The sequence below is a fragment of the Natronosalvus sp. KLKA75 genome (genome assembly GCF_059736265.1).
The window spans coordinates 148,386-161,515 of the sequence record NZ_CM185522.1 but is presented as its reverse complement, the minus strand read 5'-3'; the positions used below and the strand labels follow the sequence as shown (position 1 = coordinate 161,515).

The 13,130-nt window shown below is 65.4% G+C and carries 9 protein-coding genes; 3 read left to right on the top strand and 6 right to left on the bottom strand.

The genetic code is table 11. The features are described from left to right. Positions 1 to 7: 7 nt before the first annotated feature. Complete coding sequence (locus tag AC6I65_RS00770; RefSeq protein ID WP_497902213.1) at positions 8 to 892, bottom strand: transcription initiation factor IIB; 885 nt, start codon at positions 890 to 892, stop codon at positions 8 to 10. A 110-nt stretch (positions 893 to 1,002) separates the two neighbouring features. Beyond that, positions 1,003 to 1,869 (bottom strand): serine/threonine-protein kinase Rio1, encoded by an 867-nt coding sequence (gene rio1, locus AC6I65_RS00765; RefSeq protein ID WP_497902212.1) that lies wholly within the window; start codon positions 1,867 to 1,869, stop codon positions 1,003 to 1,005. Between the two features lie 161 nt (positions 1,870 to 2,030). Between rio1 and AC6I65_RS00760 the strand changes: the two genes are divergently transcribed. Then, the gene (locus AC6I65_RS00760) at positions 2,031 to 3,209 is read left to right on the top strand and encodes a M24 family metallopeptidase (RefSeq protein WP_497902211.1); all 1,179 of its coding nucleotides are present in this window, start codon (positions 2,031 to 2,033) and stop codon (positions 3,207 to 3,209) included. Between the two features lie 617 nt (positions 3,210 to 3,826). Here the strand turns inward: AC6I65_RS00760 and AC6I65_RS00755 are convergent. The 3 genes from AC6I65_RS00755 to AC6I65_RS00745 form a co-directional block, all read right to left on the bottom strand. Next, positions 3,827 to 4,177, bottom strand: coding sequence for a helix-turn-helix domain-containing protein (locus tag AC6I65_RS00755; protein WP_497902210.1), 351 nt, complete (start codon positions 4,175 to 4,177; stop codon positions 3,827 to 3,829). 290 nt (positions 4,178 to 4,467) lie between these two features. Then, positions 4,468 to 7,677: an FAD-binding and (Fe-S)-binding domain-containing protein gene (locus AC6I65_RS00750; protein ID WP_497902209.1), complete on the bottom strand. Its 3,210-nt coding sequence runs from the start codon at positions 7,675 to 7,677 to the stop codon at positions 4,468 to 4,470. A 6-nt stretch (positions 7,678 to 7,683) separates the two neighbouring features. Beyond that, positions 7,684 to 8,655 (bottom strand): NAD(P)-dependent oxidoreductase, encoded by a 972-nt coding sequence (locus AC6I65_RS00745; RefSeq protein ID WP_497902208.1) that lies wholly within the window; start codon positions 8,653 to 8,655, stop codon positions 7,684 to 7,686. Positions 8,656 to 8,801: 146 nt separating this feature from the next. On the opposite strand from AC6I65_RS00745, the gene AC6I65_RS00740 reads away from it, so the two are divergent. After that, entirely contained in the window at positions 8,802 to 10,112 is a 1,311-nt protein-coding gene (locus AC6I65_RS00740) for an amidohydrolase (protein WP_497902207.1), read from the top strand. Then, on the top strand, positions 10,109 to 11,347 hold the full coding sequence (gene ilvA / locus AC6I65_RS00735) for a threonine ammonia-lyase (protein WP_497902206.1): 1,239 nt from the start codon (positions 10,109 to 10,111) through the stop codon (positions 11,345 to 11,347). Before AC6I65_RS00740 ends, ilvA begins: the two co-directional genes overlap by 4 nt. Positions 11,348 to 11,734: 387 nt before the next feature. On the opposite strand, the gene AC6I65_RS00730 is transcribed toward ilvA, so the two are convergent. Beyond that, complete coding sequence (locus AC6I65_RS00730) at positions 11,735 to 13,096, bottom strand: aminotransferase class III-fold pyridoxal phosphate-dependent enzyme (RefSeq protein WP_497902205.1); 1,362 nt, start codon at positions 13,094 to 13,096, stop codon at positions 11,735 to 11,737. Positions 13,097 to 13,130 lie beyond the last annotated feature (34 nt).

Genomic DNA, 13,130 nt, shown 5'->3' with positions numbered 1-13,130 from the left:
CGAGTCCTCACTCCACCTGATCGACTAGTTCGACCGCCGATCGGATCGTAACCGGCGAGACGTCGGCGACGTCGGCGGCGGCCTGCTGGGTGATGGCCTCACAGTCGAGCACGAGCGAGGCGTGATACAGACAGCCAGCGGCGACGCCGCCTGGATTGCGGCCACCGATCAGACCCTGTTCGAGGAGGGCGTCGACGCGTTCCTGGGCGTGTCGCTCGACGTCAGCGTCGAGCTCGAGTTTCGACGCGAATCGCGGCAGGTACTGAGACGGGTCGATCGGGCCGGTCGGCAGGCCGAGTTCGCGGTTGAGGGCGTCGTAGGCGACCTTGAGTTCGTTTTCGCTGGCACGGGAGACGGCGACGATTTCGTCGACGGTTCGGGCGATCGACCGCGTTCGACACGTCGCGTAGACCGAGGCCGCGGCGAACCCCTCGAGCGACCGACCCTGTAGCAGGTTCTCCGACTGGGCCGATTTGAAGAGGGTACACGCCTGTTCACGGACGGATACGGGTAGCGAGAGACGGCTTCGAATGCGACGGATCTCGGTAAATCCGTAGACGCGGTTTCGGTCCGCTTTCGTCGCGATGCGAGCGCGGTTGTGTTCGCGCCTGAGTCTGGCAAATTGACGACGTTTCCGGCCGGTGAGACGCGAGCCCGAACCGTAGCCGATTTCGGTCGAGAGACCGCGGTCGTGTCGCGACCGCGTGAGCGGCGCGCCAGTTCGGCGCCGAGACTGGTCCTCGTCGCCGTAGGATCGCCACTCCGGTCCGGGATCGATCGCGTGCTCTCGACAGACGAGTCCACACTGGCTACAGATCTGTTCCGTCCCCGTCGATCGGATGGTCCCCTCGCACTCGGGACACCGGTCCTTACGTGCACCTTGTTCCACCATACATTCATTGGGGCATTGATGTATTTAAATTATACTATCGAAATTAGAATTTCATTTTTATCTGAAGACGTTAAAAATACGGTTGGATATAACACCTAATTTCCACCGTATCAGGATCGAGTCGGGTCCGGTTCAGGCTGGGTGACGAACTCGAGAACCTCGTCGTCGGTTACCTCGAGGCCCTGTCGCCGGAAGAACGAGGCGACGTTGTGGCAGTCGCGTTCGAGGAAGCCCCGACTGTTGGGGTGGTGGACGGTGACGGCTTGTCCGAGGTCGATGACGATGAGTTGATTCTCGTGGACGATGACGTTGTACTCGCTCAGGTCGCCGTGAATCAGGCCGGCCGAGTAGAGTCGACGCATGTACTCCCGAATCACCTCGTAGGCCGTCTGCGGGTTCTCGACGTGGACCTCGCCGAGGCGCTTCGCTCGACCGTCCGCGTCGTTTCCGAGGTACTCCATCACGAGGACGTTTCGTTCGGCTGCGATTGGTTCCGGGACGCGAACACCGGCGGCGCGAGCGCGCTCGAGATTGGCCAGTTCTTTGCGGACCCAGGCGAGGACGACGTCCTTCTTCTTGCCGCCCAGTCCCTCGAATCGGGGGTCGCCCTCGAGGTAGTCGCGCATCTGGCGGAAGTTCGAGGCGTTGATCCGGTAGATTTTCACGGCGACCTCTCGGTCGTCACCGAGGGCATGGTAGACGTTGGCTTCCTTGCCGGTCGAGATGGGGCCACCGAAGGCCTCGACGTGGCCATCCTGGACGAGTTTGTACAGCGCGGCGAAGGTGGCGTCGTCGAACACCGACTGTTCGACTTTGAACTGGTCAGCGTCCTTGATGCGTTCCTCGAACTGCTCGAACTCGCGGTCACGCTTGCGGGCGATGCGGTCGGCTTCCGTGTCGGTGACGTCGATCTCCTCCCACTCGTCACCGGGGGTGTCCGCTTCCTCGAGGTCGACCAGTTCGAACGCGGCTGTCATCTAGGGTGACGTAGGGCGCGAAACGGGTAAAGGGTAGGCATGAGCAACTGGTCGGATTCGACGGCAGGGCGATCGGGGACGAAAGTAAACAGTATCTGTAGTCATTGTACACGAAAAACTTTTAGTATTCCTGGTGGACCACCACCGTAGGGCCTGCTACCATGTCTCAAGATGTCTTCGACGAACGCGAGTACGAGCGTCGGGTCGAGCGAGCGAAAGCACGGTTGCGCGAGGAGGAACTCGACGCCATCGTCGTCACCGACCCGGCCAACATGAACTACCTCACCGGCTACGACGGCTGGTCGTTCTACGTCCACCAGGCCGTCGTCGTCACGGCCGACCGCGACGAGCCGGTCTGGGTCGGGCGCGAGATGGACGCCAACGGCGCCCGGACGACCACTACCCTCTCCGAGGAGAGTATCCGGGCGTACAGCGACGACCACGTCCACTCGCCGTACGACCTCCACCCGATGGACTACGTCGCGGGCGTCCTCGAGGACCTCGAGGTCGCAGACGGCCGAATCGGCCTCGAGATGGACGCATCCTACTTCACCGCGAAATCGTACACGCGACTCCAGGAAAACCTCCCGGCAGCCGAATTCGACGACGCGACGCTCCTAGTCGGCTGGGTACGGGTCAAGAAGTCCGAGCAGGAACTCGAGTACATGCGCGAGGCCGCTCGCATCTCGGAGAACGCGATGCAGGCGGGCCTCGACGCGATCTCGGAAGGCGTCCCCGAGTACGAAGCCGCGGCCGCAATTTACGACGCACTGATCACCGGCACCGACGCGTACGGCGGCGACTATCCGGCAATCGTCCCGCTGATGCCTTCGGGCGACCACACTGGTACCCCACACCTCACGTGGACCGACCGCCCGTTCGAGGACGGCGACCCCGTCATCATCGAGCTATCGGGATGTCGTCACCGCTATCACTCGCCGCTGGCCCGGACGACGTTCGTCGGCGATCCGCCCGCGGAACTCGAGCGAACCGCAGACATTGTGGTCGAGGGGATTGAGGCGGCCCTCGACGCCGTCGAGCCGGGGGTCACCTGCGAGGCCGTCGAGAAGGCCTGGCGCGATACGATCGCCCAGTACGGCCTCGAAAAGGAGGACCGAATCGGCTACTCGATGGGGGTCGGCTACCCGCCGGATTGGGGCGAACACACCGCGAGCATTCGCCCGGGCGACGAGACCATCCTCGAGGAGAACATGACCTTCCACATGATCCCCGGCATCTGGACGGAGGAAATTGGGATGGAGATCAGCGAGACGTTCCGCGTGACGGGGACCGGCGCGGAGACGCTGGCCGACTTCCCACGGCGACTGTTTACCACCTGATTGCACTCCGACCCGTTGCACATTCGAGCCGCGAACGTCGCTCTCGAGACGACGGTGAGGACTCGTCCCCGGACGAGGAACGACCGATAGGGATCGCGACGGAGAAGCGCCTCACGGACTCTGGCCGTGAGTCTCCCGTGGCTATCGGCTGATCAGTCTCTCGACGTTCCGGAACGGATCGACGTCACTGACGCTCGCTTCGTCTCCGTATTCGGACGTCACGTTGCTCGGCAGACGCTATCACCCCCACGACGAAGGGAAATTCGATCGGGGTCAGTGGTCAGCGCTGCTCCAGACCGATGTACGAACCGAGCTGTCTGACGACCTCGTCGACGAGTTTCTCGTCGAGCGTCCCGAGCTCACGGTCGATTCGAGTCACGTCGATCGATGCGACCGCCACGGGAGGATCGAACTATCTTTCGGGAGACCACCATCGATGATATCGTCGCCGTCAATCTGGACGCGCTCGTCGTACCACGTTTTCGTCGAGAGCGTGACGGCGATAAACTGGTCGCCGAAAAACGGCGTCTCGTCCGTGCCGATGAGCAGCCACGGTCGGCTGGCGTCCTCGCCCTTGAACGGATCCTCTGCGATGACGATCGTTCCTCGATCGTACGTCAGTCGCTCGCTCGGTCACTCGCTTCGATCCACTCGTCGCGATCCTCTTCGCCGTAGAGTTCGTCGAACCGCTGAACTGTCCGATGGAACTGATGGGCACGACGAAGCCGTTCCGTGTCGTCCGTAATGGCCCAGTACGACCCCTTGTGCCGGACGAGGTCCCGTTCCTTCAGTCGGTTGAGGGCCGCCGAGATCGAGTTTTCGTTGACGTCCGCTCGTTCAGCGATAGTCGATGCCTTCCACGCCTTGTCGCTGTTTTCGAAGAGGAACCGGAGCACTCGTTCGGCGTTACTCGGCTCCTCGAGTTCCGCGGGCGAGCGGTCCTCGAACTCGTCGATATCGATCGACATATGCGAACAAACGAGCCATATCGGTAAAAGCGTATCTGACGTATTATCAATACGGGATGTATGCTTGTATGCTTCCTACCCCACGTATTTTTCCGCTCAATGGCGAATGGCTTTCCCTAGAACGACGTGCGGAACTCGGGGCGTAGCCGTCATCGGACTCGACCGACGTTCTCGAGAAAGGTGGTGCGACCGTCCCGATTGTGGAGTTCGATGGCGGTCGGCCACCAGTGGCCGCTCGAGCGAGGGTCTGATCCGCTCGCGGCCAGAAAATCGAAGACCGACGACTGACCTCACGATCGCTCCGCGAGCGCCGCCGCAACCGCCTCGATCGGGTGGGGCGGATCCGTACACCCGTCGTAATCCGATAGCTGCGTCCGACAGGACGCGCCAGGGGCAACGACCCGATCTCCGTCACTCGCGTCGACCTGGTCGAACAGGATCTCGCCGATGGCCCGGCTGAGCGAGTAGTGTTCGGCCTCGTAGCCGAACGAACCGGCCATCCCGCAACAGCCCGAGTCCAGCGCGTCGACTGCGTAGCCGACGGTCTCGAGGACGGTCGCGGCGTGACCGTCCTTCTTCGTCGCCTTCTGGTGGCAGTGGCCGTGGTAGGTCAGGCGCTCACCGGCCCCGTCGGCCGGCAGTTCGCCGGCCAGGTCGAACCGATCGAGGTATTCGCAGACGCCGTAGGTGTTCCTCGCGAGTCGTTCCACGTCCGGACCCGACAACAGGTCCAGATAATCCGACTGGAGCATGACCACGTCGGAGGGTTCGACCAGGACGACCTCCCACCCGTCCTCGAGGAACGGCGTCAGTGCATCGACGTTGGTCCGGGCTCGTTCGCGAGACAGGTCCAGAAAGCCCTTCGAGTGGGCCGGACGTCCGGTCGAGGTCGTTCCGTCAGGAAGTCGGACGTGAACGCCGGCCGTCTCGAGGACCTGTACCGCCGCCTTGCCGGCCCGCGGGTGATTGTAGTTCGTGTAGGTATCCGGGAAGAGGAGCACTTTCCGGTCCGCCGCCTCGAGTGAAACTCGGGGGCCGCGCGCGGCGAACCAGTCCTCGAAGCTCCGGCTCGAGAACGTCGGGAGGTCGCGCTCGCGGGCGATTCCGACCGTTTTCTCGGCGAGAACGCCGGATCCGGGAAGCGAGGTCATCGCGTTCGACAGGGGGGCGAGCGCGGAGCCGACGGCATTGAGCCGGTCGACGTTCGCGAAGAGGCGGTCCCGGAGGGACGAGCCGTTTCGCTGGTGGGCGGCGTGTTCAACCTCGGCTTTGAGCTTCGCCACATCCACCTCGCTCGGACAGTCGCGTTTACAGCCCTTACAGCCGATACAGAGGTCCACGATTTCGGCCAGGAACTCCTCGTCGGTCGTGTCGGCGTCGAGTTCGCCGCTCATCGCCCCCCGGAGCGCGTTCGCCCGGCCACGGGTGCTGAGGCTCTCTTCTTCGGCCGCGCGGAACGTCGGACACATCACGCCGCCGGTCGTCTCCTGGCCGCTCCGACAGCCGGCACAGCCGTGACAGAGGTCGACCATCCCCTGGAAGCCGTTCTCGTTGTCCCAGTTCAGGCTCGGCTCGAGCCCCGGGTCGAACGCGTAGTCGGGGTCGAACCGGAGGTGTTCGGTCATGTCGTGGTCGCCACAGACGGTCCCGGGGTTGAGCAGCCAGTCGGGGTCGAACGCCGTCTTCAGGTCGCGAAAGAGGTCCCACACGTCGTCGCCGTAGAGCTTGTGGTTCCACTGCGTGCGGGCGCGGCCGTCGCCGTGTTCGCCCGACACCGAGCCGCCGTACTCGACGACGAGGTCGGTGACGTCGTCGGCGAGCGACTCGAACGCCTCGAGCCCGGACGAGCTCTTGGTGTCGACGAGCGGACGCATGTGCATACAGCCCGGCCCCGCATGAGCGTAGAAGCTGGCGAACGTGTCGTACTCCTCCAGAACGTCCTGGAAGTCCGCGACGTAGGCCGCCAGGTTCTCGGTCGGGACGGCCGTGTCCTCGATGAACGAGATGTGCTTCGCGTCGGACGTTCGCGAGAGGAGGATCGGGGCCGCGCTCTTGCGGAGCTTCCAGAGTTCGGCGATCCCTTCCGGGTCGTGAGCTTCGATGGCGTCGAAGGCCCGGACGGGGTCGTGCTCCGGGTTGGCCGTGGTGTCCCCGTCTTCCGAATCCGCTTCGTCGGCCCCCAGATCCGGAACGTCCGCGTCCGGCAGCCGGTCGGCCAGCAACTCCGCGACTTGTTCGCGGCCGTCGTCGTCGGTCTCGGCGTAGAACTCGACGAGCAAGGCGGTCTCGGTGCCCGCGGGGAGTCGTTCGGCGACGGCCGCGAACTCCTCGGTTCGCTCGGCGAGGTCGATCAGCACGTCGTCGATCGCCTCGATCGCCGCCGGATCGTGGTTGCGGACGATCGTATCGACGTCGGCCATCGCCTCGAGCAGGTCGTGGTAGGTCAACAGCGCCACGGACGTGGTCTCGGGCACGGGCTCGAGCGAGACCGTCGCTTCCGTCACGACGCCGAGGGTCCCTTCGCTGCCGGCGAGCACCCGGGCGAGGTTGACCGTCGCGTCGGGGTCGGGTTCGCCGTCGATCACGAGCGGGCCGTCGCCACGCTCGTCGAACGCGCCCGGTTTCCCGTAGGCCTCCGCGACCAGGCGGTCCAGGTTGTACCCCGAGACGTTGCGCTTCAGTTGCGGGAAGGCCTCGCCGATCGCGCCTGCTTCCTCGTCGATCACGCGGCGCAACGCCTCGTAGATGCGCTCGAGCAGGTCGCCGTCCGGATCGGCCGCGTTTCGGATTTCGGCGACCGTCACCTCACCGAAGCGCTCGACGGAGCCGTCGGCGAGGACGACCTCGCACGACTCGACGTAGGCGTCGGTCTTGCCGTACTGCAGCGAGTGGGCGCCCGTCGAGTTGTTCCCGATGGCGCCGCCGACCGTGCTGCGGTTGCCGGCGGCGGGGTCGGGCGCGAACTTCAGGTCGTAGGGCTCGAGGGCCGCGTTCAGGTCGGCGAGAACGGCCCCCGCCTGGACGGTCGCCCGTCGTTCGTCGGGGTCGATCGTGCCGACTGCGTCCATGTGCGCCGTGAAGTCGAGGACGACGGCCTCGTTGACCGCCTGGCCGGCGAGGCTCGTGCCGGCGCCGCGCGGCAAGACGGGGATGCCGTTGTCGGCGCAGTAGCCGACGACGCTCGAAACGTCCGCCGTCGACCGCGGCAGAACCACGCCAACGGGCGTCCGTTCGTACGCGCTCGCGTCGGTCGCGTACAGTTGGCGGGTGTACTCGTCGAATCGCACCTCGCCGTCGATTCGGGCGTCCAGATCTGAGACCAGAGCCGGTCGATCGATGGTCCCGCCGACGTAGTCGTAATTCGCCCGGGAATCCACCGCGGGGTCGGCTCCCCGGTCCGCGGACGAATCGGATCGGTCCGAATCTGGCGCACCCATAGAGTCCGGTGCCCCCGTCCGGTCGGCCCGATCGGTCGTGGACGCCGAGTCGTCGGTAGCCATCGTCGGTCACCTCGACGTCGGCTCGAGGACGGCGTTCTCGAGGGCATCGCCCGACTCCAGCGCGCGGACGTTGTGTGCGACGATGTCGGCCAGCCGGTCCCAATGTTTCGGCGTGTGGCCGCCCGTATGGGGCGTGATGAGGCAGTTCTCGAGGTCCCACAGCGGGTGATCGCCGGGCAGTGGCTCGGGGTCGGTGACGTCGAGAGCGGCCCCCCGGATGCCGTTGAACTGCAGTGCCGAAACGAGCGCCTCGGTGTCGATGAGCCCCCCTCGAGCGGCGTTGACGACGACGGCGTTCGGGGGGAGCGTCGCCAGTTCCGCCTCGCCGACGAGGCCGCGGGTCGTGTCGTTGAGCGGGCACGCCAGGACGACGTAGTCGCTGCGCGAGAACGCCTCGTGCACGTCGTCCGCCTCGAATCCGAGGACCTCGTCGGTCGGGCCACCTTTCGACGGCGTGTACCGGATGCCGATCGTCTCGACGTCGAAGCCCTCGAGCCTTGTGACGATCTGCTGGCCGATCGACCCGAGGCCGACGACCGTCACGGTGCTGTCGGTGAACTCGTGGGACTGGAAGTGGCGCCACTCGCCATTTTGCTTGCGGCGCCACCCTTCGTGGAGGTTTCGAGCGAAGACGAGCATGTTGGCGATGGACTGCTCGGCGATTCCGGGTGCGTGGATGCCGCCAGCGTTGGTCACGGCGACGCCGCGGTCGGCCAGCGCGTCCATCGGGACGTGGTCGGTCCCGGCGAACGTACACGCGAACAACTCGAGGCGCTCGGCGTGCTCGAGCATGGCCTCCTCGATCGTGATTCCGGTCACCACTCGCGCCTGCGAAACGAGTTCGCGCTCGGCCGCCGGCGTACGAGCGAGTTCGACGGTGCGTTCGGGGAGGCGCTCGCGAAGCGTTTCGGCGTACGATTCCATCGACAGGCCTTCCGTTCCCTCCCGGAGAACGACGACGTCTGGATTCGTGCTCATGTGGATCATCTCCGTCACAGCGACGGCCCACCGTCCCTGAAACGTTCGTACGCTACGATTGTCACACGTTTCCTTATCCTTTTTGTGTACCCGACGTTAACACTGATTGTGTATAATTAAGTGCGTGGGCCGCGTCAGCGTCTCGCATGACCGAGTCAATACGGGACCGACTCGTCCCCCTCCGTTGCCGTTTTCACCGCCACCCAGAACCGGCCTGGTGTGAGTTTCAGACGACCGCTCGGCTCGTCGACGAACTCGAATCCCTCGACGTCGACGAACTCGCCGTCGGAGCGGACGCGTACGACCCCGCCGACCGAATGGCCGTTCCCGACGACGAGGAACTGGAGCCCTGGCTCGAAGGGGCGCGTGAAGCCGGTGTTCGCGAGGACCTCCTCGAGCGAATGACGGGGGGCACTACCGGTGCCGTCGCGGTCCTCAATCGAGGCGACGGGCCGGCCATCGGGCTTCGAGTCGACATCGACGGCCTGTTCATCGAGGAATCGACCGACGCGGATCACGAACCGGCCGCCGAGGGCTTTCGGTCGGCAGTCGACGGCACGATGCACGCCTGCGGCCACGACGCCCACATGACCTGGGGGCTGGCCACGCTCGAGGCGATCGTAGAAAGCGACTTCGCCGGGCGACTGGTCGTCTTCTTCCAGCCAGCCGAGGAGACCGGCGGCGGCGGGTGTCCGATGGCGAAGAGCAAGTTCGCGGCGGATCTCGACTACCTGCTCGCGATTCACGTCGGCCTCGACCACCCGACGGGAGAGGTCGTCGCGGGCATCGAGAAACCCCTGGCGATGTGCCACGTCGACGCGACGATCGAGGGGACCTCCGCACACGCGGGAAAGGCACCCAACGAGGGGGACAACGCCTTACACGCCATGGCCACGGCGATCGAGAACGCCTACGGGATCCCCCGCCACAGCGACGGGATGACCCGCGTGAACGTCGGTCGTGCGGAGGCGGGAACCGCGAGCAACGTCATCGCCGAACGGGCCCACATAGTCGCTGAAGCCCGCGGCGAGACCACGGCGCTGATGGAGTACGTGAAGGAGCGACTCGAGCGAACGATAAAGTCGGCGGCGACGCTTCACGGCTGTCGAGCGGACGTCGACATCGTCAGCGAGTCGCCGCGGGCCGACAGCGACCCCGAACTACAGGCGCTCGTGAGCGAGGTCGCAGCCGACGTGGCGGGCGTCGAGCACGTGCTCCCCTCGGCTGACTTCGGCGCGAGCGAGGACGCGACCTTCCTGATGGAGCGCGTCCAGGAGGAAGGGGGACTCGCGTCGTACCTCATCGTCGGCACCGATCATCCGACAAGTCACCACACGCCCACGTTCGACGTGGACGAGCGGAGTCTCGTCCACGGCGTGGACGTGCTCGTCGAGACGATTCGTGAGCTCGAGCGACGGCACCCGGTGTCTCGTCGCGACGACGAGAGCGAGGCATGAGCGAGAGCCGCGTTACCCTCGAGGACGTCGAAGCGGCCCGGGAGCGCATCGACGACGTCGTCCACCGCACGCCTCTCGACACGTCGCGAACCTTCGCCGAGATGAGTGGCGCGGCGTCGGTCGGACTCAAACTCGAGAACGCACAGCGAACGGGCTCGTTCAAGATTCGCGGCGCGTACAACGAGATGGCCCAGCTCTCCGACGCGGAGCGAGAAGCGGGGGTCGTCTCCTCGAGCGCGGGAAATCACGCCCAGGGCGTGGCGCTGGCCGGCCAGTTGCTCGGCATCGAGACGACCATCGTCGTCCCCGAGGTGACCCCTGCGGCGAAGATCGAGGCCACCCGCGGCTACGGCGCCGAGGTGGTCGTCGAGGGCGACATCTACGAGCGATCGTACGAGTACGCCCTCGAACGGGTCGACGAGACCGGCGAGACGTTCGTCCACCCCTTCAACGACGAGGAGATCGTCGCCGGGCAGGGAACGATCGGCCTCGAGTTGCTCGAGCAGTATTCCGACCTCGACACCGTCCTCGTCGCCATCGGCGGCGGCGGGCTGATTTCGGGCATCGGGACGGTGCTGAAGGCCCACGATCCCGAGATCCGCGTGATCGGGGTCCAGCCAGAGGGGGCCGCTCACGCGAAACCCTCGCTCGAGACGGGCGAGATTCGGGAACTCGAGACCGTCGACACCGTCGCGGAGGGAATCGCCGATACCCGGATGCTGGAGACCACTTTCGCCATCGCCCGGGAGGTCGTCGACGACGTGGTCAGCGTCACCGACCGGGAGATTGCCGCCGCGGTGACGTTGCTGGCCGAACGCGCGAGGACGGTGGTCGAAGGTGCAGGTGCGACACCACTGGCGGCCGCCATTTCCGAGGAAACGGCGGTGGACCTCGAGGGAGCACACGTCGGCGTGATCGTCTCCGGGGGCAACGTCGGCCTCACCGAACACGCCGAACTGACGCGGACCGGCCTCCACGAACTCGGGCGCTACGTTGAGGCACGACTGGCCATCGACGGGTGGCCCTTGGTCGTCGGAGACGTCGCGGAGACCGTCGAGTCCGAGGGCGCCGAACTGGACGTCCTCGAGCGCGCGCGACGCGGTCCCGTCGACGAGCCGAATCGGGTTCCGGTGACCGTTGGCCTCGAGGGAAGCGGGCGGGAGCACCTCGAAGGGGTGCTCGAGAAGCTAGATTCGCTCGAGGGAGTGTCCGTCGTCGAGCGTTCCTTCGAATAGCCCCCTCGAGCGTTCCTTCGAATAGCCCCCTCGAGTTGTTCCTTCGAATAGCTCTCTCGAGCCCACTCTTGGCGCGCTGAACCGCGACTTCGTCGCGGTTCGAATGGCGCGAGTGAGCGAATCGGCTGGGGAGGGTGTGGAAATCCTAGTGGCCACGATCGAGGAGTGGTGACGGCACGGTACGGCCGTCGTGACGGAGCAGTGCGTCTTCCTGGCAGCTAAGGATTCCACGTCCTCCCCAGCCGATTCGTTCGCTCCGTACAGTCGCTCACTCATCCCTCGCGCAGTTTCGGGACGCACTATCGCACGTGAACGGTCCGACCAGTACGTGCAGCGGCCCGAATACCGGTCTCGAGTCGCAGCGTCAGAACTAGAATCAGAAACGGATTACGCCACTTTCGCGTTCGGTCCGACCGCCTCGATCGCCTCGAGGAAAATACCGATACCCAGTTCGATCTCGCGCTCGCTCGAGTCGAGCGGCGGGAGCAGCCGGATCGTCTTCTTGCCACAGCCGAGGGTCAGGAGGCCGCGCTCGAGGGCAGCCTCGACCACGGCGGTCCGGCGCTCGGGGGTATCGAACTCGACGGCCAGCATCAGTCCCTTGCCGCGGACGTCCTCGACGTACGCCGGAGCGTCGTCGCGCAGGAGTTCTTTCGCCTGCTCGCCGCGCTCGCGGGCGTTCGCGAGCAGGTCGTGCTCCTGGATGGCCTCGAGCGTGAACGCGCCCATCATCGAGCCGAGCAGGTCGCCGCCGCCGAAGGTCGAGCCGAGCCGGTTCTTCTCGTCGGGGAAGACCTCCGAACGCGAGACCGTCGCGCCCACGCGAAGTCCCTTCGCGCTCGCGATGACGTCGGGTTCGATCGGGTAGTGATCCGAGGCCCAGATCTCGCCGGTGCGACCGACACCGGCCTGGATCTCGTCGACGACCAGGGGGATGTCGTACTCGTCGGTGACGTCCGCGACCTCCTGCATGAACGCCTCGCTGGGGAAGCGATAGCCGCCGACGCCCTGGATGGGCTCGAGGGCGAGGAAGGCAATCTCGGAGGGGTCGATGTGGCCGCCTTCGGGCGCGAGCATACTGCGGAGCTGCGAGTCGCCGCCGGCGAAGAAGCCGCAGTCGCAACTGTCGGCGTCACAGCCGCGGTCGGCACAGAACGGCACCGTCTCGATCCCGCTGATCTGGGGGTAGTGACGCGTGTACACCTCTTTGGACTTCGTGATCGAGAGGGTCCCCAGGGTGCGACCGTGAAAGCTGCCGGCGAAGGCGATGCCGTACTTCGCCGGGGCGCGGTGATCGTTCGTGATCTTCATCGCGTTCTCCATCGCCTCCGCGCCGGAGTTCGAGAGGAACACCGTGTCCATCCCGTACTGGCTCGAGATGTCGACCAACTTCTCCATGAGGTGACTCGAGCCCGGCACTGCCGACTCCTCGGGGGTCGGTCCGGCGCCGAAGTAGAGGTCCTGGCCGGCGATTTTCATCGGCTCGACGAGGTCGAACGCCTCGAGTGGCTCGAGGATCTTCTCGTTGTTGTATCCGAGGGGCGCAGCGCCGATGTGGCAGGTGAAATCGAGCAGAACGTTCCCGTCGACGTCCGTGACGAACGGGCCGTCGGCCTCGCGCGTGATGTCCCAGACGAACTCGTGGGAGTACTCGCTGGGCGCGGAGTGCGCCTGATGGAAGTCGACCCACCGCTGGGCGTTCGGACCCGGAAGCACGTCCGCATCGGGTTCCGCGGTGTCCCTATCCATACACAGATTATGTGTACCTCGTACATTAAAACTT